Source organism: Methylocystis sp., from assembly GCF_051062815.1.
In the GTDB taxonomy this organism is placed as follows: Bacteria; Pseudomonadota; Alphaproteobacteria; order Rhizobiales; family Beijerinckiaceae; genus Methylocystis.
Window position 1 is genome coordinate 139,811 of the sequence record NZ_JBPFDU010000078.1, and the last position, 19,773, is coordinate 159,583.

Genomic DNA, 19,773 nt, shown 5'->3' on the forward strand with positions numbered 1-19,773 from the left:
ATCCGACCGCCCCTAAAACATCTCCTCGGGGAGCGACATCATCGTGTCGGCGCCGGTTGAAATGCGGGTCAGGCGCAGGCGCGTTTCCGGCAGCATGCGCTCCATGTAGAAGCGCGCGGTCAACAGCTTCGCATCCATCAGCTCGGCCCGCTCAGGCTCCTGCGCCTTTATCGCCATCGCCGCCTGCGCGATCTTCACCCACATCACGCCGAGCGCGACGCGGCCGAAGAGATGCATATAGTCGTAAGAAGCGGCGCCGGCGTTGTCGGGCTTCGCCATGGCGTTCTGCATCAGCCACATCGTCGCCTTTTGCAGATCGTCGAGCGCCGCCTTCACCGGCGTCGCGAAAGGCTTGATCGCGTCGTCGGCGGCGAGCGGGTTCAAGTACTCCGCCGTGTCCTTGAAATAGGCCATGATCGCGCGGCCGCCATCGCGCGGCAGCTTGCGGCCGACGAGGTCGAGCGCCTGAATGCCATTGGCGCCCTCGTAGATCATGCTGATGCGCGCATCGCGAACGAACTGCTCCATGCCCCATTCGCGAATATAGCCGTGTCCGCCGAGCACCTGCTGGGCCTTGACGGTGTTTTCGAACCCCAGGTCGGTGAGCACGCCCTTGAGCACGGGCGTGAGCAGGCCGAGCCGGTCTTCCGCCGCCTGGCGCGAGGCGGCGTCGTCGGAACGATGCGCGATATCGCTGTCGAGCGCGGCCGACAGCGCGAAGCCGCGCGCCGCTTCGTTGAAGGCCTTCATCTCGAGCAACATCCGCCGCACGTCCGGATGCACGATGATCGGGTCGGCCGGCTTTCCGGGGTCTTTCGGACCCGAGAGCGCGCGGCCTTGCAGACGCTCCTTGGCGTATTGCGCCGCGTTCTGGTAGGCGACCTCGGACTGGGCGAGGCCCTGCATGGCCACGCCGAGCCGCGCCTCGTTCATCATCACGAACATGGCGTTCAGTCCGCGATTGGCTTCGCCGATGAGAAAGCCTTGCGCGCCGTCGTAATTCATGACGCAAGTGGCGTTGCCGTGGATGCCCATCTTTTCTTCGATGGAGCCGCAGCTGACGCCGTTGCGCGGTCCAAGCGCGCCGTCGCCGTCAACCAGGAACTTCGGCACGACGAAGAGCGAAATTCCTTTCACGCCGGCGGGCGCGCCCTCGATGCGCGCGAGCACGAGATGCACGATGTTTTCGGTCAGATCGTGCTCGCCGGCGGAGATGAAGATCTTTTGCCCGGTGATCGAATAGGAGCCGTCGCCGCGCGGCGTCGCCTTGGTCGTCAGCAGTCCGAGATCGGTGCCGCATTGCGGCTCGGTCAGATTCATCGTGCCCGACCAGCGGCCTTCGGCCATCTTCGGCACATAAAGCTTCTTCTGCGCGTCGTCGCCATGGCGCAGCAGAGCGGCGAGCGCGCCTTGCGTCAGACCCGGATACATGGCGAAGGACATATTCGCCGAGGAGGCGAACTCGTTCATCGCCATCGACAGCGTATAGGGCAGGCCCTGTCCGCCATATTCCTCGGGCACCGCGAGGCTGATCCAGCCGCCTTGAGCGAAAGCGTCATGCGCCTCCTTGAAGCCGGGCGGGGTGGAGACGGAGGCGTCGTCGTGGCGCTTGCAGCCTTTTTCGTCGCCAATCTGGTTGAGCGGCGCGAGCGCCTCCTCGCAGATCTTTCCCGCCTCCAGGAGGATTTGCGACATGACGTCCGGCGTGACGTCCGCGAAGCCTGGCAAATTGCCGAAACGCTGAAAATTCAAGACATCATTTAGCAGGAAGAGGGTGTCGTCTACAGGCGCCTTGTAGCTCGGCATCAACGCCTCCTTGCATGCCGGCGCTTGGGGCCGAGCCGTCGCGCCGCGATTCTCTCGGGCTGCGTCATAGGTAGAGAGGCGCCGGCGCGGGCGCAAGCGAGACGCGGTGCGACAATCGTGAGCGCGACAGCTCTTTGGAGCCGTTTCTTAACGGCTTCTTTACTTCGATCGACGGAAAGTCACGGCGGTCGGCGGCCCGCGCCGACAGTAGCGCGCGATTCGGGCGTTCGCGTCGGTTCCACCGCGTTTTTGTCCCAATTTCCACGGGTCGATCCCGCCGGACAGCCACATGACCAAGGCGCAATTTCCTGATCAGGGTCGTCCGAATTCCGAGTCGCCCGAAGATGAGCGCGAGGCTGGACATCGGGAGGAAAATCTTCCCAACGCGGAAAAGCCACGCGTGGAGAACCGTGGCGTCGACCAAGACTCCATCTGGCGGTCGATCGCCGCGCTCTCCAAAAGCCGTATCGAGAGCCAGCTCGGCGAGCAGCCTTCCGCGAATGCGCGGCCGATTCGAAATGCGCTGGCGGAGCTCGAATCGCGGCTCGCGCGGCTGTCGGGCGAACATCGCGGCGCCGACGTCGAGAAGACGCTGCGCGGCCTTGATCAGCATCTCGCCGAAATTGCAGGGCGCCTGGACGAAAATGCGGCGCGCGGGGGCGTAGCGAAGCCGGCCATGACGTCGGGCGCCTCCGGCGGATCGCGCTTTGAGGCGCTGCAGCGCTCGATCGATTCCGTCACGCAGGGTTTAGACAGCTTTCGCGAGGACGCCGCCGAGCGCGGCGACCAGCAGCTCGTGATGATGCGACAAATCGAAAACGTCCGTCGCGAACTCCAGGATGTGGCGCAAGCGATCGGCGAACTCGCGCCGCGCGCATCGGTCGCCGCCATCGAAACGGCGATGGGCGATCTCCGCCAGGGCATCGAGTCGCAACGCGGGCGGGGGGTGCCAGACGAGACGCTCGCGCCTGCCGAGAGAATTATCGGCGAATTGCGCGCCGTGATCGAAGATCTCGATCCGACTCCCATCGTGCGCAACCTGCGCGCCGACGTCGAAACGATCGGCTTCAGGCTGGAGAAGCTGCAGAACGGAGACGTTGCGAACGCTTCGGCTGTCCGCGACCTCGCGCGTGAAACTCATGAGATCAAGGAACAGCTGACGGCGCTCATGGCGCGGCCGCTGCCGCTTGAGAGGATCGAAACGCGCATCATCGACGTTACGCAGCGAGTCGACGCGCTGGCGCTGTCACGTGGCGCGTCCGGCGCGGATCTCGGCGAAGTGGTTAAGGCGATCCGCTCCATCGTCGCGGCGGAAACCGGGAAGGGGCTGGAGACCTTCAACAAGCGGCTGGAGCGGCTCGCGCGCAAGCTTGACGTCGTCGTCGAACAAACGTCGGCGGCGCGGTTCGACGAGATCGGCGAGCGCATCGACGAACTCGGCAAGACGCTGACGCAGCGCATCGATCGCGGCGCCGCGAATATGGCCCCCCTCGAAGCGCTCATCACAACGCTCGCCAAAAAAATCGATACGGCGCTGGAGGGCGACGGTCACGCCTCGGCGTTCGAGGAGATCGGCCGCAGGTTCGATCGGTTCGAGTCCCGCGTCGTGGACAGCGCGCCGACGGAATCGCTCGCGCGCATCGAGGCCATGCTCGCCGAACAGAACGCCGAACGTCAGTTCGCCGATCTCGCGCAGCGCATCGATGCGCTTCGACAGACGATCGCCGCGCGGTTGGAAACCCCCTCGGGCGCCGGCGATTCCAAAAATTTCGCCGCTCTCGAGAATTTGGTGCGCGGCCTCGACAGAAAAGTGGATGCCGCGTTTTCCGCCGACGCGCGGGATCTCGATCTGCAGGCTGTCGAGCGTCAGCTCGCGCAGCTCTCGTTCAAGATCGACCGGCTCGACGATCCGTTCTCAGCGCCGAGATTTGGCGAACAGAACGCTCGGTTCGATGACATCGTCGAGCGCCTCGACCGTATGCAGGCCGCATTCGCGCAGCGGGTCGAAGACGGCGCGCGCGTCGAGAAACGAGAAGGCGAGCTGGCGGCTCTCGTCGGGTCGCTCGCCGACCGCATAAAGCAGACGGCTGATTCCACGGCCGATGGCGGCGCGCTCAAATCGCTCGAAACTCAGATCGGCGCGTTGGCGCAGCGGCTCGAACGACTCGACGCAGGGAGCGGCGCGCTCATCGGCTTTGAGTCGAAGATCAACGATCTTTTCGTGCGCCTGGAGGACACGCGGTCCGCAACGACGCAAGCCGCGGAGGCGGCGGTTCGCCGAGCCGCCACGGAGGTTCTCCGCGATGCGGGCGTTCAGCCGGCGGCCGTGCGCGTCGCCGTGCAGCGCGAATTGAACGACATCCTCAAGACGCAAGACGCGAGCGGCCAGCGCACGAATGAGACGCTGACGGCGGTCCATCAAATGCTCGAGCGCGTCGTCAATCGTCTCGGCGTGTTTGATGACGAATTGACCGAGAACCGCGGCGTCGCGCGGCGTTCGACCGATGCGGAACTCGGTGTCGAACTTTGCGGCGATGATACGCGCGAGCGGGTCGGCGCGCCGGCCGTCGCTGACGCCCAAGACGCTGTAAGCGAAGCCTTGGCGCCGGTCGATCCGATGGAGTTCCTGCTGCCGGTCGGCGATGGGGTCGCCGAACGGCGCGAGCCTTTCATTGCGCCGCCGGGATCCGAGGCCGATCAGGCCGCGCATCGCAGCTCGATTCAGTCGGACTTCATCGCCGCCGCGCGTCGCGCCGCGCAAACGCCTGCGGCTGAGGCCGACGCTCAGTCGGCCGAAGCGGCGCGCCGCGCGGGACAGGCTCAGGAAAAGCCGCAGGGCGCCGTGGTCAATTTCAGCGCCCTCATTCAGGACCGCAAGCGTCCGTTGCTGCTAGGCCTTGCCGCGGTCATGCTGCTGATCGGCGCCTATCAGATCGCGCGCATGGAGGGGCAGGGCGGCCTGACTGTCGGGCCGTCGCTCAGACAGCAGGAGGCGAAGGCGCCAGCCAAGGCGGTTCGGCCGGCGTTGTCGCCGGAAAAGCGGCTGGCCTCTAACCGCGCGTCGTCGCCGGCGGTGGCCGCGCGCCCGGCGACGTCTGGGCCGGTCCTCAAAAAGCCGCCCGCCGAGACGACGGCGTCGGCGCCCGTCGAACGACCCGTCGCCGCACAGCGGAACATCGATCCGACCCCCACCGGAACGATCGAGGCGCCGCCGCTCTCGTCTGGCGACGCCTTGGCGACGATCGAGCGCCTCGCCGTCGAGGGCAATCCGGCCGCCCAGTATGAAATGGGCGCGCGTCTTGTCGAGGGACGCGGCGCCGCGCGCGACGCCAAGGCGGCCGCGCATTGGTTCGAAAAAGCAGCTGAAATGGGCCTGGCGCTCGCCCAATACCGGCTGGGTTCGATGTATGAGAGGGGCGTCGGGGTGGGGCGCGACTACGCCCGCGCCAGGCAGTGGTACGAGCGCGCGGCCGATTCCGGCAACGCCCGCGCCATGCATAATGTCGCCGTGCTGCTCGCCGAGGGCGGCGACGGCAAGCCGGATTACGCCGCGGCTGCAGAGTGGTTCCGTCGGGCGGCCGAATACGGCATCCGTGACAGCCAGTTCAATCTCGGCATCCTCTACGCCCGCGGCCTCGGCATCAGCCGCGATCTGCAGCAATCCTACGTGTGGTTTTCCGCCGCAGCCGACCAGGGCGATGAGGACGCAGCCAAGAAGCGCGACGAAATCGGCGCCCGGCTGGATTCCAAGGAGCTTGCCGCGGCCAAGGCGCTGGCCGCCGCATTCCGCGCCAAAACCCCGACGTCGGAGGCGAATGACGCGCCGGCGATCAGGACGGGCGGCGGCGAGGGCGCGAGGGAGCAGACCCCGGTCAAGCCGGCGCCGAAGTCGACTTCCGGCAAGCCGCGGGTCTCGCAGCTCTGAAGCTTCGCCAGGCGGGCCATTAACGATTCATCTACGGGATCGCTCCTATTGTCCCTTCGAGCGAGCTTGCCGGCGCAGCGCGTGCGGAGATGTGGCTCGCCCGTCTTGGGAGAGTATGATGCGCAAAACTATCGCGACGCTTTCGGCGGCTTTGGCTCTCGGCGCCGCAGCCCTGACGCCGGTTGCGCCAGCGCGCGCCGATTCAGCCGGCCCGGCCATTGCGGCGGGCATTGGCGGCTTTGCGCTTGGCGCCATCACCGGCGGGGCGCTCGCCGGGTCCGCGCCGCCCGTCGTCTATGCGCCTGCGCCCGTCTATGTCGCGCCGCCGCCGGTGTGCTGGGTCGAGCGCCGTCCCGTCTTCGACGAATATGGCGAGGTGATCGGCTCCCGCCCGCGCCGCATCTGCGAGTGACGCGGTCTTTTCACGACCGATGCGGCTCATGAAAAAGCCGCGTCCTTGCGCTAGAATTCGCAGCATGAAGGCAAATCATCTTCTGGCGGCGCTTGCCGCCCTGTTGTTTGCAGCCGCGCCCGCCCGCGCCGAATGGTCGAGCTGCCTCTCCGGCCTGCGCTCGGCGGCGGCCGGCGCCGGCGTCAGCCAGCAGACGATCGCGTCGGCGACGAATGGGCTCGCCCCCAACGACGCCGTCAGCTTCATGGACAAGCAGCCGGAGTTTACGACGCCCGTCTGGGACTATGTCGCCGGGCTCGTCGACGAGGAGCGCGTGGACGAAGGGCGCGTGATGCTGCGTCAGCATTCCCGCGCGCTGCACGCCGCTGAAAGCCGCTACGGCGTCGACGCCCCGACCATCGTCGCCGTGTGGGGCGTCGAATCCGACTTCGGCAAGAGTTTCGGCAAGCGCCCGGTGGTGCAGAGCCTCGCGACGCTCGCCTGCGAAGCGCCGCGCCGCAACGACTATTGGCGCAAGGAATTCATCGCCGCGCTCAAAATCCTCGACCACGGCGATATCGCGCCGGAGGAGTTCTACGGCTCCTGGGCGGGCGCCTTCGGCCACACGCAATTCATGCCGTCGACCTTTCTCGGCATGGCGGTCGATCTCGACGGCGACGGCAGGCGCAATATCGCCAGCTCGGCGGCCGACTCGCTCGGCTCGACGGCGAATTATCTGCGCAGGAGCGGCTGGCGCGCCGGCATGCCCTGGGGCTTCGAGGTGCGCTTGCCGAACGGCTATTCCGGACCTTCCGGACGCAAGGGCCGCCAATCGATGGGCTTCTGGCAGGCGCGCGGCGTGACGCGCCTCGACGGCGGCGGCCTTGGCGGGGGAACTGCGGCGCTGCTCCTGCCGGCGGGGCGGAACGGACCCGCGTTCCTGGTGACGAAAAATTTCGACGCGGTCTACGCCTATAACGCCTCCGAATCTTACGCGCTGGCGATCTGCGTCCTGTCCGACAGGCTGCGCGGCCGGCCGGGCATTCAGACGCCATGGCCGACCGACGATCCGGGCCTCTCGCGCGCCGAGCGCCGCGAACTGCAAGCGCTTCTGACCCGCAGCGGCTATGAGGTCGGCGAGCCCGACGGGGTGATCGGCACGAAGACCAAAGAGGCGATCGCCGATTTCCAGTCGCGCGCCGGCCTGCAGCGCAACGGCCGCGCCGGCCTAAAGGTTCTTAACGCCTTGCGCGGACGATAGCACCGGCGACGTCTCCACGTTGAAGTCGGGCTCGGCGTCCGTTTCATTGACCAATTTGAGGTCGTCGGCGATCCAGGCTTTCGTCAGCTCCCAAACGACGGCGAGCACGACCGGTCCTGCAAACAGGCCGGCGATGCCATGCGCGAGAACGCCGCCGATCACGCCCACGAAAATCACCGGTATCGGCGTCGACAGCCCATGCGCGAAAATGAAGGGCTTCAGCACGTTGTCCACGTAATTGACGCTGAGCATGCAGATCGTCAGCGCCAGCGCCGGCCCGGTCGCCAAAGTCGTCCACGCCCAGAAGATGACAGGCGCCACGACGAGCAACGGCCCGATCTGAATAATGCCGAGGACGAGAATGGCGATCGTCAGCAGGCTCGCGCCCGGCACGTCGGCGAGATACATGCCGGCGCCGCCGACGACGGCCTGCAATAGCGACAGGCCCATGACGCCGCGCGAAACCGCGTTGATCGTCGCGCCGGCGAGATCGACGAATTTCTCGCCGCTCGAAGGATCGATGCGCCGCGACAGCGCGCGCGCCCCCGCGAGCATTTGCGGCGCGGCGGCGAGAATGAAGCCCATGAGCAGGACGGAGACGAGAAATTTGAGCGTGCCCGCGCCGGCGCTCTTCGCCATGTCGAGCAAGAATTCCCCGGCGGGCTTCAGCTGCGGCAAAACTTGGGTGAAGGCGCTGCGCAGATTGGTCGAGGCCAGCAGCCAGAAGGAATAGAGCTGCTCGCCGACGAACGGCCAATCCTTGATCGACGCGGGCGGCGGCGGGACGGCGATATTGCCCGTCTCGATCCCCGCCATCAACGTTTTGATGGGGTCAATGGCGCCGACCGCCATCCAGGTGACGGGCCCGATGATCAGCACCAGGCCGGCGATCGTCATCAAAACGGCGGCTGTTATCGGCCGGCCGCCCAATATTTCCGCCACCACGCGAAAAATCGGATAGAGCGCCACGGCGAGCACGACGCTCCATAGAATGATCGCCGCGAAAGGCAGGACGATGATGAAGGTCCAGTAGATCAGCGCGCCGATCGCGAACAGGCGGATCGCCAGTTCGATGACCCGCGCGTTGAAGCGGCGGTCAGAGCCGTTAAGGCCATTGGTCGGATCATTCACCGGCGTTCTCTTGTCATCCCGCGACTTTTGCATCGCAATAGAGTGAAGACTTGGCGGGCGTCTGACAAGAGGAGCAGTTTGCGGGTTGTCGGGCGAGTCGGTTCCGGGCGAACCGCAGCTCGCCGAACGCCAGCCGAAGCCCTGCGGCGTCACCCCTAATAGTCGCCGCTTCCGACCAAAGGATGGATACCGCCGGCGCCGCCGTGATTGGCGTTCTGCCGATTGCGCTTGCCGGCTTTTGTCGCTTGATCCGATTTCGAGGCCGAAACGGATTTGGCGGTGGATTTCGAGGATGCCGCGGAGGCGGGCGGCGCAGCAATTGCGCATGCGAGAATCAAAGCAAGAATGTAACGCATGGGGTTACTCCCTGGGCCAGGAGGTCCATCGACCAGGGCCCAGCCATTAGGTAGCACAATTCGCCGCGCGGGCGAGCGAGTCGGGCGCGAACCCGCAACGCTTCGACAAGCCTTGCGCATTCTGCGATAGACTGTCCGTTCCACATCGAAAGATTCGAGCCGCATGACCATCCGCCTCCACCAGGGCGATCTCCCCGAGGGGATCGGCGCTGGCGCCATTGTCGCGATCGACACCGAGACTCTGGGCCTCAATCCGCATCGTGACCGTCTGTGCCTGGCGCAGCTCTCCTTCGGCGACGGGAACGCCGAGCTTGTCCAGTTCGCGCGCGGTCAGACGTGCGCGCCCAATCTTGAGCGCCTGCTCGCCGATCCGGCCGTTCTGAAGCTCTTCCACTTCGCCCGTTTCGACATCGGCATATTGGCCAAGACCTTTGGCTTCGTTCCGGCGCCGGTCTATTGCACCAAGATCGCCTCCAAGCTCGCCCGCACCTATACGGACCGGCATGGCCTCAAGGATCTCGTGCGCGAGCTTCTTGGCGTCGAGATTTCGAAGCAGCAGCAGTCGTCGGACTGGGGCGCGCCAGTTCTTTCCGACGCGCAGCAGGCCTATGCGGCGTCGGACGTTCTCTATCTGCATCAGCTTAAGGACAAGCTCGACGCCATGCTTGCCCGCGAGGGCCGCGCCGAACTGGCGCAGGCCTGTTTCGATTTTCTGCCAGCCCGCGCCCGGCTCGACCTCGCCGGCTGGCCGGAAACGGACATTTTCGCCCATGAGTAAGGCGGCGAATAAGGCTTTGGCGTCGCCTCGAATTCGCCACCTGCATGCCTCATGATCAGGACATGACTGACGTCTTGACGGCGCCCAGCGCCCGCGATCGCCTGGGCGGCCTTGTTGCGCCGCGCCAGAGCGCCTTTCCGGAGGCGCTGCGCCACACGACGCGAGTTGCGCGCCTGCGCCGCTGGATCCTTTGGGGGGCGGGCGGCGTCGTTGGAATCGTCGGCCTCGGTCTGCTGATCAGTTCGCTGCGCTTTCTGCCCGCCGATCTGAGCCTGGCGCGCGTCGCGCTCAAGGGCTCCCGCATCGTTATCGAAAGCCCCAAGCTCGTCGGTTATCGCAAGGACGGACGTCCCTATGAAGTGCGCGCGCTTGTCGGCACGCAGGATCTGGCGAAGCCTGATGTCTTCGAACTCGATCAGCTCGAGGTCCGGGTCGAGAACTCCAAGGACAATTCCATAATCCTGTCGGCGGCGAAGGGCGTCTATAACAGGAAAGCCGATCGGGCCGATATGAGCGGCGGCGTCGACATCCACGAAGACAACAACTTCGACATGCGGCTCGAGTCGGCCGTCATGGATTTCAAGGATAGCGTGATGACGTCGGACAAGCCCGTGCTGTTGAAGATCGACGGCGGCGAGGTCACCGCGCAGTCTGTCGAATTTTCCCAAAAGGACCGTCACGCGTCCTTCGCGGGCGGGGTCCATTCGGTGCTATACGGGGAGGGCGATACGCCCCCGCAAACTTCGGGCGCCGCGACCAAGGACTAAATGCGCCGCCACCCTTTCGTTCTTCTCCTTGCTGCGCTCGTCGCCGCGACGCCGGCGGGCGCCGCAGGCCGCTCTGGCGGCATTCTGCCTGGCGCCTCCGCCAAGGATCCGCTCAACATCGACGCGGGCAAGCTCGATTATTTCGAGAAGGAGCAGAAGCTCATCTACTCCGGCAGCGTCATCGTCACGAACGGGCCCTCGACGCTCAAGGCTTCGCGCCTCATCATTTTTCTCGAAGGAAAGGGCAGCGGACAAGCCGCCGCGACGACCAACGACCGCGTCAAACATATCGACGCCGAAGGGCCGGTGACGCTGGTTTCAAAGGACCAGATCGGGACGGGCGATCGGGGCAGCTACGACAAGGCCGAAAACAAGGTTTATCTCGTCGGCAACGTCACGCTCACCCAGGCCGAGAACATCGTGAAAGGCGACAAGCTCGTCTATGACGTGGCGACCGGCATGGCGACCGTGCAAGGCGGCGCGGCGCAGGGGGGGCGGGTGCGCAGCACCTTCACGCCGAAAAACCAATAAGGCTTCGGGCATTCACTGCGAGGCTGACGTCACCAGCTCTTTGAGCATCCGCTTGCGCTTCGCCTCATAGTAGTAGCCGCCGGCGTAAAGCTTGATCGCCCGGCCTTCGTCGCCGCCGCTGACCTTATAGGCGTTGGCGAGATAAGGCACCGCGAAGGCCAGATTGGTGTCGGCGTCGAGAAGACCGCTCGCCGGGCCGGCGTAGCCCATGTGTCGCGCCGTGTCGTGGCGGATCTGCATCAGCCCCCAATAGGGTCCATGCCGGGCGTGGGGATTGTAATTGCTCTCGCGGCGGATCGAGCGATGAATGAGCGATTCCGGAATGTCGTAGATGCGGGCGTAATGGGAGATTCGCGCATGCAGCGCGTCCTGGCCGGTGAGTTCGGTCGCCTTAGCGGCCTCGTCATAGGCGGCGGGAGCCGAAGCGACGGGCGACTCCTGCGGGGCGCAGCCCGCGAGCGGCAGAGCGCCGATGGCGACAAAGACAGCGGCCCGGCGGAATAGTCTCATCTAAAATTCCCTCGTCGGCCGCCCAGGCCCAGCAGGGAAATCCGCCACGCGCAAATGGCGAATTCATGGCGGTCACGCTTCAGGACCGTTGATTTCTGTGGGCAGCCGACTACCTGGCCAAGCGCTCCTGACAAGCGCTCCTGAAATGAGGCGGATGATGGCGCAAAGGCAGCCGAAAAGCCGCGCGCCGGCAAAAAGTTCAAAGACGGCGACGAACTACTGGTCGGGCGAGGTCACGCGCCATAGCAACGCGCTCGATCTCGACGCGGGGGTGTTCACATGGGACGACCCCGCGAAGATCGCCCGCTCCCTCAAGCGGTCGGCGGAGGCGAGCGAGCGGCGCAAAGCGGACCCGTTCCGTTCCGCCATGTCGATGCTGACCTTCTACATCAATAGGGCCGGCAAGGATTTGCCGGACGCGCGCCAAAAGGTGCTGGAGCAGGCGAAGGACGAGCTGCGGAAGGCGTTTGGGCGGACGCCCCATTGAGCGCGCATGGCGCGCCGATTTTGGCGCGGGATTTGGGACGGTATAATTCCGGAGGTCGAACTGGGGGCGCCGTAACGCGTTGTGTCGCCGGAAATTATGTCCTATTTTTCGAAAAATGACCATTTTTGAGGCGGCCATGTCCTCCTACCCCATCGCCAAGGCGAAAGAACAGTTATCGCGGCTGATCGATGAGGCGCTGGCGGGGGAGACGGTGACGATCACCCGTCATGGCAAACCCGTCGTCGAACTGCGTCCGAGCACACCCGACGAAGCGCCCAAACGAATGACGAAAGCCGACCTCGAATGGCTGCGCAAGCGACGTGACGCGCGTCCGCCGCTCGGCGAGGACGCGGTGACTCTCATCCGCAGGATGCGGGACGAAGAGGAATGAGCTTTTACCTGGACGCCAATGTCCTCGTTTCCCTTTTCGCTGTTGACGCCCATTCGAACAAGGTTGACGCATGGATCGACTCCGACCCCGGCGCGCTTTTTGTCAGCAACTTCGCGCGCGTCGAATTTGCCGCTGTCGTTTCGCGACAGGTTCGCGTCAAGGCGATGAGCGATACGGCGGCGCGCGAAGCGCTCGCTGATTTCGACGACTGGGCGCGAGAGATGACACAGCCCATCGAGGCTGACGTGCGGGACATGATTTTGGCGGAGAGCCTTGTTCGCGATTTTGCGACGAAGCTCTCAGCGCCCGATGCGCTGCATCTCGCGCTGGCCTCGAACCGAGGCTATCGACTGGCGACTTTCGATACGCGCCTCGCAGAAGCGGCGACGATAAGAGGCGTGCGGGCGGTTGCGCCGGGGTGAGGTGGCGCGCCGTTGCGCGAGGCGCCGCTGGACGCGATATCGACAGTCGCCGTCGACAGGGCGAGCGACGCTGGGGCCGTGACGAGGAGCGGTGAGATATTATGCGCGCTAATCAGAAGCTAGGAGCTGCGCCGGTTCTCGCGATTCTATTAATCGCAGCGAGCGTTGTCGATGCGATCGCTGAAGGCGCGAATGCGCATCAACTTCAATGTGCGACCGCAGCGGTGATCCATGCGTTGCACGATGCGCCTGCGCGGAAGGACGGGTTGAACCGATTTATCGTTGTGTCGCTGGGGCAGGGCCAGCGATATGTGCAATGCCGGTTTGTCGAACGCGACGCGGGCGCATTGTGCGAAGCGTCGAGTGGCGCATATGGTCCGACTGGCGTCAACCGAATGGTCCTGACCGCCAAACAGCGTCGCGTCTTGTCGAAACTGGGCTTCGTCAGAAAGGCCGGCAGCAAAAACTATGTGCGCGAATTTTCCATGGCGAGCCGCGCCGATATTGAAGGGCTTGGCTTCTTCATGGTCCAAACATTGATCGGCGTTTACGGCTTGGGACGAGCAGAGAAGTTCGTCATTCAGTCGTCGCTGGACAGCCGCGCCGCCATTTCGCGCACATGTCCGGAGGCGCTACAATTTTTTGCAGACTGACGGCGGGCCGAGATAGACGTCATTTCAGCCGCTCACCGCGCGAACTTCTTATATTTCAGCCGGTGGGGAATGACGCTGTCGATCCCGAGGCGCCGCTTCTTGTCTTCCTCGTAATCGGCGAAATTGCCTTCGAACCATTCGACATGGCTATCGCCCTCATAGGCGAGAATATGCGTCGCGATGCGGTCGAGGAAAAAGCGGTCATGCGAGATGATGACGGCGCAGCCGGCGAAATCGACGAGCGCCTCTTCGAGCGCGCGCAGCGTGTCCACGTCGAGATCGTTGGTCGGCTCGTCGAGCAGCAGCACATTGGCGCCGCTCTTGAGCATCTTGGCGAGGTGCACGCGGTTGCGCTCGCCGCCTGAGAGCTGCCCGACCTTCTTTTGCTGATCGGCGCCCTTGAAATTGAAGGCCGAGCAATAGGCGCGGGAATTGATTTCGCGCTTGCCGAGATAAATCACCTCATTGCCGTCCGAGATTTCCTCCCAGACGGACTTGTTGGCGTGCAGCGCGTCGCGCGACTGGTCGACATAGCCGAGCTGCACGCTGTCGCCGATCTCGATCGTCCCGTTGTCGGGCTTCTCCTGGCCGGTGATCATGCGAAACAGCGTCGTCTTGCCGGCGCCGTTCGGCCCGATCACGCCGACGATGCCGCCGGGCGGCAATTTGAAGGAGAGATCGTCGATCAACAGCGTATCGCCATAGCCTTTCGACAGATGGTCGAACTCGATGACATTGTCGCCCAGACGTTCGGCCACCGGAATGACGATCTGCGCGGTCGTCGGCGCCTTGTCGTTCTGCTTGGCGACGAGTTCCTCATAGCGCTGAATGCGGGCCTTGCTTTTCGCCTGCCGCGCCTTCGGCGAAGCGGCGATCCACTCGCTCTCGGCTTCGAGCGCGCGCTGGCGCGCCTTGTCCTCGGAAGATTCCTGAGCCAGTCGCTTCTGTTTCTGCTTCAGCCAGCTGGTGTAATTGCCCTCGTAGGGGATGCCGCGGCCGCGATCGAGCTCCAATATCCATCCGGTGACATTGTCCAAGAAATAGCGGTCGTGGGTGACGATCAGGATTGCGCCGGGATACTGGCGCAGATGTCCTTCGAGCCAGTTGACGGTTTCAGCGTCGAGATGGTTCGTCGGTTCGTCGAGGAGCAGCATTTCCGGCTGTTCGAGCAGCAATTTGCACAGCGCGACGCGACGCCGCTCGCCGCCCGAAAGCTTGGTGACGTCAGCGTCGTCCGGCGGGCAGCCGAGCGCGTCCATCGCCTGGTCGACCTGGCTGTCCAAGTCCCAAAGACCTTTGGCCTCGATTTCGTCTTGGAGCTTCGTCATCTCATCGGCGGTCTCGTCCGAATAATTCATGGCGAGATCGTTGTAGCGATCGAGAATGGCCTTCTTGTCGGCGACGCCGAGCATGACATTGCCGCGCACGTCGAGCGTCGGGTCGAGCTGCGGCTCCTGCGGCAGATAGCCGACCCGTGCGCCCTCGGCGACGAAGCCCTCGCCGGAATACTCTTTGTCGACGCCCGCCATGATGCGCAGCAGCGTCGATTTGCCGGAGCCGTTGACGCCGAGAACGCCGATCTTCGCATCGGGATAAAAGGAGAGATTGATGTTCTCCAAGACCTTCTTGCCGCCCGGATAGGTCTTGCTGAGGCCCTGCATGTGATAGATGAACTGGCGCGCCATATCGCCTCGCAAAGAGAGATTGCGCTGTCTTTAGAGCATTTTCCCTCTGGGAGGGAAGCTGTTTGGCCTTCCGCGAGGCATAAAAATACCCCCGGTGGGAGCCGGGGGCATTTATTGCGCTGGCGTTGCGCTCAGGTTCGCATAAAGCTCAGAACCGTGGCGCTAAGGGTGCTGCCCGTGAGCACGATCGTGGAGCCGAGCGCGAGCAGCGCGACGAGGTTCAGGGTCAAATCGGCGGGACTGCCGGCAAGCGCAAGAATGCCGAGGACGATTGCCGTCAGTCCTGCGAGCGCCTGAATGCCCGCTGAACCCGACGCCATTTCGCTCGCGAGCATCTCGGCGCCGACATGTTGCGATTGTCCGACCGTCGTCTCCATCTGGGCGGAGGCGCGCCGCAGCACATAGAGGCGCCAAACGGCGTTGCTGCTCAGAAGCAGAGCAGTGCCAAAGCCGATCACGGCCACCGGCGACAGAATGGCGGCGCTGATGCCGAGAAGCGACAGGACGCCGAGCACAATGCCGCCCGCGCCAACGAGAAAGACGAGCGCGAGGCTATTGCCGCCCATCTGCTCGATGGAAGAGGTTCGAACGCCGCCGGGAAACACGACTTGCGTATATTCCGACAGCATGGCTCCGCCTTGAATTAACAGTGCGACGCCAAACACGATCGTCGCGATCGCGACCATCATGGGGGGCGCAATTCCAACTAAACCGCAAATTACAAGGACGATGGTGGCGACGCCGCCTATGGCGTCAATGAGGCCGCCATAGGCGACCGCATTGTCATGCGATGCGATATCTCGGGTAATGGACATGTGGGACACTCCAGCCGCTAGCCCCCGGTCCGATAGCTAGTGGCGCTTATGCAACGGGCAAGCCTAGCATTTCGGCAGCGGATTGCCTTTTGGCGTCCGCGCGCTCTAGAAGCGGAAACGAAGCAACCGGGCGAGCGTTGATGAATGTTCTTCTGATCGGATCGGGCGGCCGTGAGCACGCGATCGCCAACACGCTGAAAAAAAGCCCGCTGCTGACGCGGCTCTTTATCGCGCCAGGCAATCCGGGGACGGCTCGTGTGGGAGATAACGTCGAACTCGACGTCGCCAACCACCCCGCCGTGATAGATTTTTGTCGGGAGGCGGGAATTGCGCTGGTCGTTGTCGGGCCCGAGCAGCCGCTGATCGGCGGTCTTGTCGACGAACTGGAGAAGCACGGGATCCTCGCCTTTGGGCCGACGCAGGCGGCGGCTCAGCTGGAAGGCTCCAAAGGTTTTACAAAGGATTTGTGTCGCGACTACGGGATTCCGACCGCGAGCTATGCGCGGTTTGCCGCGCTTGTGCCAGCGCTAAGCTATCTGCGGGAACACGGCGCGCCGATCGTCGTCAAGGCGGACGGCCTCGCCGCCGGCAAAGGCGTCGTCGTGGCTCGGACGCTGACGGAAGCGGAACGCGCCGCGCAGGCGATGTTCGCGGGCGCTTTCGGCCTCTCGGGCGCGGAGGTGGTCATCGAGGAATGTCTCGAAGGCGAAGAGGCGTCGTTCTTTGCAATCTGCGATGGCGTTCGCGCGCTGCCTTTCGCGACGGCGCAGGATCATAAGCGGGTCGGCGAGGGCGACGCCGGGCCGAACACAGGCGGCATGGGCGCCTATTCGCCGGCTTCAGTGGTGACGCCAGAAATAGAAGCGCGCGTGATGTCCGAGATTATCGAGCCGACGATGCGCGCCATGCGCGACAAAGGCGCGCCCTTCAAGGGCGTGCTCTACGCCGGACTCATGCTGACACAGGAGGGGCCAAAGCTCATCGAATACAATTGCCGTTTCGGCGACCCCGAGGCGCAAGTCATTCTGCCCCGTCTCGAGGGCGATCTTCTCGAGCTGATGCTTGACGCCGCGCGGGGCGAATTGCCTCAGCAGCGACCGCGGTTTTCGCCGCTCGCGGCGCTGACGGTGGTGCTGGCGGCGAAAAACTATCCGGGAACGCCGATGACCGGATCGGAAATCCGCAATTTGGAAAGCGCCGAAGCCGTCGAGGGCGTCACCATCACCCACGCCGGCACGCGCGAGGAAGGCGGACGCCTGCTTGCCGCCGGCGGGCGCGTGCTGAATGTCACCGCGATGGCCGAAAGCGTCGCCGAGGCCCAAGCGCGCGCCTATGCGGCGGTGGATCTCATAGATTGGCCCGGCGGCTTTTGCCGCCGCGACATCGGCTGGCGGGAAGTCGCGCGCGAACGAAAGGCCTGCTGAGCGCGGGCGACGGATAGGCCGCCCGGCTAAGAGGCGCGGCCCGCTACATCACATAGATTTTGTCCGGCAGTTCGTCGCCGCTCGCGCCGGGCGGCGCATGTTTCGCCAAGAGTCGCGCGCATTCCTCGATCGCCGCGACAAAGCCGTCCGCTGCTCTCTCGCGCCTTATGTCTTCCAGCAGCAGATCCAGCGCGCCCTGCCATTCGTCATTACTGATCTTTGCGGCGATGGCTTCGTCGGCGACAATGCGCGCATAACGCTCGGCGAAAGAGACGAATATGAGCACGCCCATGCGCGCCTTGGTCGCCGAAACGCCGCGCGAGAAAAATTGCTCGATCGCCTCGCGCGCGGCGCGGGCGCGTTTGACAGCGCGCGGCGTCAACAAATAGCGCGCCGGTCCCCATGAAACGACAAGCGTCGCGACGATAAAGATGGCGATCTGCGCTGCAAAAATCTCACGAGGCGAAAGATCGGTGAAAAGCAGCAAGGGCCAAGGCGACGCCAGCGCGATAAATGCGCCCCAGAGCGGCGGCACGAAGGCGTAATCCGATGAGCGGCGCGCCAGCACGCAAACGATCTCGCCGGAGGTTTTTTCTTCGGCCCGACGAATAGCCTCCGCGATGCGCTCGAAGTCGTCCGCCGTGAGCTGCATCACCAATCCCCCGAAGCGCCGCCGCCGCCGGATGAGCCGCCGCCGCCGGAAAAGCCGCCGCCGTCTCCGAAACCGCCTCCCCCTCTCCACCCGCCGCTGGAATCATCCCCCCAGAAGCCGCCGCTCGGGGGCAGCACGATGATCGGCGGTCCGCCGCGCCTGTATCCCCGGTAATTCGTCGGCCGGCCGCGCGCGCTGCGCGCCATCCAGACCACGACGAATAGAAACAGGGCGAAAAAAATGAGCGGGGAAAGCTCATCGAAGGTCGTGGACTGTGGTCCCCGCGCGCGTTTCGTCCATTCGGCGGAATCGCCGGAGAGCACCTCGATGATCCCCTCGACGCCGCGTTCGATCCCCGCGCCGTAGTCCCGCGTTTTGAACCGCGGCGCCACCGCGCTCGTCAAAATGATCTTCGACAGCGCGTCGGTGAGCGTTCCTTCCAGGCCGTAGCCGACTTCGATGCGCATTTTGCGCTCATTCGGCGCGACCAGAAACAGAACGCCATTGTTCTTTTTTGCTTCGCCGAGCTTCCAAGCGCGAAACAGGCCATTGGCATAGGTTTCGACGTCCAGGCCGTCCAGCGAATTGACCGAGGCGACGACGAGCTGAATGCCGGATTTATCCTCGAGATTCTCCAGCTTCGTCTCGATCGAGCTTCGTGTCGACGGAGGAATGATATTGGCCTGATCGACGATTCGACCGGTGAGCGGCGGATAGTTCGCCGCCGCAAAGGCCAGCGAGGCGACAAGAAAGACGAGCGGCGCGAGCCAGCGCATGGCGCCGGCCATCGCTATTTGCCTTCGCATCGGGCGCAGCGCCCGGCGATTTCAACGACGCGCGTGCGGGCGCTGAAATGCGCCGCCCCGACGAGCGCCGCGAGTTCGCGGGCAAATCCTGGCGACGTCGCCTCTTTCACCTCGCCGCATTGCTCGCAAATGATGAAAACCACCGGCTCTTCGGCCTCATGCGCGTGACCGCAGACGATATAGGCGTTTTTTGACGCGAGCCGATGCGCGAGGCCGTTGTCCATGAGATAGCCGAGCGCGCGATAGACGGAGACGGGCGCGGGCCGCTTGCCCTCTTCGTCGGCCATGAGGTCGATCATCTCATAAGCGCCGACCGGCCGGTTCGCTTGCGTGAGAATGTCGAGCGCTCGGCGGCGCGCGGGAGTCAGGCCGGCGATCTTGGGCCGTGTGGGGTTTTTCGTCGTACGGCTGCTCATTGCGTCAATTTAGGGGGCTCCGACGTAAAAAACGAGGCTTTAGCGCTTGGCGCAGGCCGCGGCGAATTTCTTGAATTTCTCCGTCGCGTCGGCGAGGGGCGCCGAGCGCTTCGCCCCGCCAATGGCGATGTCGAGCGTTTCCCCGCCGGCCATCGCCGCGAAGATCGGGTCTTTCGCCGGCAGCCGCCCTTCGAAGCTCGGCACGCCGGCTTCTTCATTGGGAACGAGCTTGCCGGAGACCTTCGCCGTCTTTTCGCCGACCGAAAGGATCGCCGTCGCCCTGTCTCCCGCTTTAAGCTTGTCGCTGGTTTCGGCGATCCAGATTTTGACCAAGCCGCTCCCCGGCGCGCAGGTGAAGCTCCCAAGGCTGTCGTCGCTCTCCGGCACCCCATAGCCAAGATAGATGCTGTCGGCGTTTTTCTCCTCCAGTCCGCCAAGCGTCCATACGCGCTGGTCGGTTTGCGCGCAGAGACCCGATAGCCCCAAAAAAGAAAGGACGCCCGCCAGGGCGAATGTTCGCTTCACGCCGTTTCTCCTGCGCGGACGTGGGCCGCGTCGCGCCGCCT

21 protein-coding genes are annotated in these 19,773 nt (G+C 64.4%); 11 read left to right on the top strand and 10 right to left on the bottom strand.

Annotated elements, in window-relative coordinates; all coding sequences use genetic code 11:
• Positions 1–12: 12 nt before the first annotated feature.
• Positions 13–1,806, bottom strand: a complete 1,794-nt coding sequence (locus tag ACR65W_RS15240; protein WP_434500376.1) for an acyl-CoA dehydrogenase C-terminal domain-containing protein — start codon at positions 1,804–1,806, stop codon at positions 13–15.
• Between the two features lie 289 nt (positions 1,807–2,095).
• Between ACR65W_RS15240 and ACR65W_RS15245 the strand changes: the two genes are divergently transcribed.
• From ACR65W_RS15245 to ACR65W_RS15255, 3 genes are all read left to right on the top strand, one after another.
• Positions 2,096–5,731 (top strand): peptidoglycan-binding protein, encoded by a 3,636-nt coding sequence (locus ACR65W_RS15245; RefSeq protein ID WP_434500377.1) that lies wholly within the window; start codon positions 2,096–2,098, stop codon positions 5,729–5,731.
• 115 nt (positions 5,732–5,846) lie between these two features.
• A complete protein-coding gene (locus ACR65W_RS15250) occupies positions 5,847–6,143 on the top strand; it encodes a hypothetical protein (RefSeq protein ID WP_434502785.1) in 297 nt (98 codons plus the stop codon).
• 64 nt (positions 6,144–6,207) lie between these two features.
• Positions 6,208–7,383, top strand: a complete 1,176-nt coding sequence (locus ACR65W_RS15255; protein ID WP_434500379.1) for a lytic murein transglycosylase — start codon at positions 6,208–6,210, stop codon at positions 7,381–7,383.
• Here ACR65W_RS15255 and ACR65W_RS15260 read toward each other — a convergent pair.
• Both ACR65W_RS15260 and ACR65W_RS15265 read right to left on the bottom strand, forming a co-directional pair.
• On the bottom strand, positions 7,351–8,514 hold the full coding sequence (locus ACR65W_RS15260; RefSeq protein WP_434500380.1) for an AI-2E family transporter: 1,164 nt from the start codon (positions 8,512–8,514) through the stop codon (positions 7,351–7,353). The genes ACR65W_RS15255 and ACR65W_RS15260 overlap by 33 nt on opposite strands.
• 155 nt (positions 8,515–8,669) lie before the next feature.
• Complete coding sequence (locus ACR65W_RS15265) at positions 8,670–8,870, bottom strand: hypothetical protein (protein ID WP_434500381.1); 201 nt, start codon at positions 8,868–8,870, stop codon at positions 8,670–8,672.
• Positions 8,871–9,033: 163 nt separating this feature from the next.
• Here ACR65W_RS15265 and ACR65W_RS15270 point away from each other — a divergent pair, with 163 nt between their 5' ends.
• The 3 genes from ACR65W_RS15270 to lptA all read left to right on the top strand — a co-directional run bounded on the left by ACR65W_RS15270 (position 9,034) and on the right by lptA (position 10,946).
• Positions 9,034–9,648 carry a ribonuclease D gene (locus ACR65W_RS15270; protein ID WP_434500382.1) on the top strand — a complete coding sequence of 205 codons (615 nt, stop codon included), beginning with the start codon at positions 9,034–9,036 and terminating at the stop codon, positions 9,646–9,648.
• A 62-nt stretch (positions 9,649–9,710) separates the two neighbouring features.
• A complete protein-coding gene (gene lptC / locus ACR65W_RS15275) occupies positions 9,711–10,415 on the top strand; it encodes an LPS export ABC transporter periplasmic protein LptC (protein ID WP_434500383.1) in 705 nt (234 codons plus the stop codon).
• A complete protein-coding gene (gene lptA, locus ACR65W_RS15280) occupies positions 10,416–10,946 on the top strand; it encodes a lipopolysaccharide transport periplasmic protein LptA (protein WP_196401840.1) in 531 nt (176 codons plus the stop codon). It begins immediately after the preceding gene.
• A gap of 12 nt (positions 10,947–10,958) precedes the next feature.
• On the opposite strand, the gene ACR65W_RS15285 is transcribed toward lptA, so the two are convergent.
• Entirely contained in the window at positions 10,959–11,456 is a 498-nt protein-coding gene (locus tag ACR65W_RS15285; RefSeq protein WP_434500384.1) for a transglycosylase SLT domain-containing protein, read from the bottom strand.
• Between the two features lie 157 nt (positions 11,457–11,613).
• Here ACR65W_RS15285 and ACR65W_RS15290 point away from each other — a divergent pair, with 157 nt between their 5' ends.
• The 4 genes from ACR65W_RS15290 to ACR65W_RS15305 all read left to right on the top strand — a co-directional run bounded on the left by ACR65W_RS15290 (position 11,614) and on the right by ACR65W_RS15305 (position 13,409).
• Positions 11,614–11,943 (top strand): DUF3175 domain-containing protein, encoded by a 330-nt coding sequence (locus tag ACR65W_RS15290; RefSeq protein ID WP_434500385.1) that lies wholly within the window; start codon positions 11,614–11,616, stop codon positions 11,941–11,943.
• Between the two features lie 136 nt (positions 11,944–12,079).
• Entirely contained in the window at positions 12,080–12,334 is a 255-nt protein-coding gene (locus ACR65W_RS15295; protein ID WP_434500386.1) for a type II toxin-antitoxin system Phd/YefM family antitoxin, read from the top strand.
• Entirely contained in the window at positions 12,331–12,756 is a 426-nt protein-coding gene (locus ACR65W_RS15300) for a type II toxin-antitoxin system VapC family toxin (RefSeq protein ID WP_434500387.1), read from the top strand. Before ACR65W_RS15295 ends, ACR65W_RS15300 begins: the two co-directional genes overlap by 4 nt.
• A gap of 395 nt (positions 12,757–13,151) precedes the next feature.
• Positions 13,152–13,409: a hypothetical protein gene (locus ACR65W_RS15305; RefSeq protein WP_434500388.1), complete on the top strand. Its 258-nt coding sequence runs from the start codon at positions 13,152–13,154 to the stop codon at positions 13,407–13,409.
• Between the two features lie 32 nt (positions 13,410–13,441).
• Here ACR65W_RS15305 and ettA read toward each other — a convergent pair whose 3' ends face one another.
• Both ettA and ACR65W_RS15315 read right to left on the bottom strand, forming a co-directional pair.
• Positions 13,442–15,094 (bottom strand): energy-dependent translational throttle protein EttA, encoded by a 1,653-nt coding sequence (ettA, locus tag ACR65W_RS15310; protein WP_434500389.1) that lies wholly within the window; start codon positions 15,092–15,094, stop codon positions 13,442–13,444.
• 131 nt (positions 15,095–15,225) lie between these two features.
• Positions 15,226–15,909, bottom strand: a complete 684-nt coding sequence (locus ACR65W_RS15315; protein ID WP_434500390.1) for a hypothetical protein — start codon at positions 15,907–15,909, stop codon at positions 15,226–15,228.
• Positions 15,910–16,049: 140 nt separating this feature from the next.
• Here ACR65W_RS15315 and purD point away from each other — a divergent pair, with 140 nt between their 5' ends.
• The gene (gene purD / locus ACR65W_RS15320; protein ID WP_434500391.1) at positions 16,050–17,333 is read left to right on the top strand and encodes a phosphoribosylamine--glycine ligase; all 1,284 of its coding nucleotides are present in this window, start codon (positions 16,050–16,052) and stop codon (positions 17,331–17,333) included.
• 43 nt (positions 17,334–17,376) lie between these two features.
• On the opposite strand, the gene ACR65W_RS15325 is transcribed toward purD, so the two are convergent.
• The 4 genes from ACR65W_RS15325 to ACR65W_RS15340 are packed head-to-tail and all read right to left on the bottom strand — an operon-like array spanning position 17,377 to position 19,732.
• Complete coding sequence (locus ACR65W_RS15325; protein ID WP_434500392.1) at positions 17,377–17,985, bottom strand: TPM domain-containing protein; 609 nt, start codon at positions 17,983–17,985, stop codon at positions 17,377–17,379.
• The gene (locus ACR65W_RS15330) at positions 17,985–18,773 is read right to left on the bottom strand and encodes a TPM domain-containing protein (protein ID WP_434500393.1); all 789 of its coding nucleotides are present in this window, start codon (positions 18,771–18,773) and stop codon (positions 17,985–17,987) included. Before ACR65W_RS15330 ends, ACR65W_RS15325 begins: the two co-directional genes overlap by 1 nt.
• Before the next feature lie 2 nt (positions 18,774–18,775).
• The gene (locus ACR65W_RS15335) at positions 18,776–19,207 is read right to left on the bottom strand and encodes a transcriptional repressor (protein WP_434500394.1); all 432 of its coding nucleotides are present in this window, start codon (positions 19,205–19,207) and stop codon (positions 18,776–18,778) included.
• Between the two features lie 39 nt (positions 19,208–19,246).
• Positions 19,247–19,732: a hypothetical protein gene (locus ACR65W_RS15340; RefSeq protein ID WP_434500395.1), complete on the bottom strand. Its 486-nt coding sequence runs from the start codon at positions 19,730–19,732 to the stop codon at positions 19,247–19,249.
• Positions 19,733–19,773 lie beyond the last annotated feature (41 nt).

Bases quoted from the DNA above. Each gene is read 5' to 3' on its own strand.
- ACR65W_RS15265 (WP_434500381.1), bottom strand. From the start codon at position 8,870: ATGCGTTACATTCTTGCTTTGATTCTCGCATGCGCAATTGCTGCGCCG.
- ACR65W_RS15315 (WP_434500390.1), bottom strand. From the start codon at position 15,909: ATGTCCATTACCCGAGATATCGCATCGCATGACAATGCGGTCGCCTAT.
- ACR65W_RS15300 (WP_434500387.1), top strand. From the start codon at position 12,331: ATGAGCTTTTACCTGGACGCCAATGTCCTCGTTTCCCTTTTCGCTGTT.
- ACR65W_RS15305 (WP_434500388.1), top strand. From the start codon at position 13,152: ATGGTCCTGACCGCCAAACAGCGTCGCGTCTTGTCGAAACTGGGCTTC.
- ACR65W_RS15295 (WP_434500386.1), top strand. From the start codon at position 12,080: ATGTCCTCCTACCCCATCGCCAAGGCGAAAGAACAGTTATCGCGGCTG.
- ACR65W_RS15335 (WP_434500394.1), bottom strand. From the start codon at position 19,207: ATGAGCAGCCGTACGACGAAAAACCCCACACGGCCCAAGATCGCCGGC.
- purD (WP_434500391.1), top strand. From the start codon at position 16,050: ATGAATGTTCTTCTGATCGGATCGGGCGGCCGTGAGCACGCGATCGCC.
- ACR65W_RS15250 (WP_434502785.1), top strand. From the start codon at position 5,847: ATGATGCGCAAAACTATCGCGACGCTTTCGGCGGCTTTGGCTCTCGGC.
- ACR65W_RS15325 (WP_434500392.1), bottom strand. From the start codon at position 17,985: ATGCAGCTCACGGCGGACGACTTCGAGCGCATCGCGGAGGCTATTCGT.
- ACR65W_RS15290 (WP_434500385.1), top strand. From the start codon at position 11,614: ATGGCGCAAAGGCAGCCGAAAAGCCGCGCGCCGGCAAAAAGTTCAAAG.
- ACR65W_RS15285 (WP_434500384.1), bottom strand. From the start codon at position 11,456: ATGAGACTATTCCGCCGGGCCGCTGTCTTTGTCGCCATCGGCGCTCTG.
- ettA (WP_434500389.1), bottom strand. From the start codon at position 15,094: ATGGCGCGCCAGTTCATCTATCACATGCAGGGCCTCAGCAAGACCTAT.
- lptC (WP_434500383.1), top strand. From the start codon at position 9,711: ATGACTGACGTCTTGACGGCGCCCAGCGCCCGCGATCGCCTGGGCGGC.
- ACR65W_RS15255 (WP_434500379.1), top strand. From the start codon at position 6,208: ATGAAGGCAAATCATCTTCTGGCGGCGCTTGCCGCCCTGTTGTTTGCA.
- ACR65W_RS15240 (WP_434500376.1), bottom strand. From the start codon at position 1,806: ATGCCGAGCTACAAGGCGCCTGTAGACGACACCCTCTTCCTGCTAAAT.
- ACR65W_RS15330 (WP_434500393.1), bottom strand. From the start codon at position 18,773: ATGGCCGGCGCCATGCGCTGGCTCGCGCCGCTCGTCTTTCTTGTCGCC.
- lptA (WP_196401840.1), top strand. From the start codon at position 10,416: ATGCGCCGCCACCCTTTCGTTCTTCTCCTTGCTGCGCTCGTCGCCGCG.
- ACR65W_RS15245 (WP_434500377.1), top strand. From the start codon at position 2,096: ATGACCAAGGCGCAATTTCCTGATCAGGGTCGTCCGAATTCCGAGTCG.
- ACR65W_RS15270 (WP_434500382.1), top strand. From the start codon at position 9,034: ATGACCATCCGCCTCCACCAGGGCGATCTCCCCGAGGGGATCGGCGCT.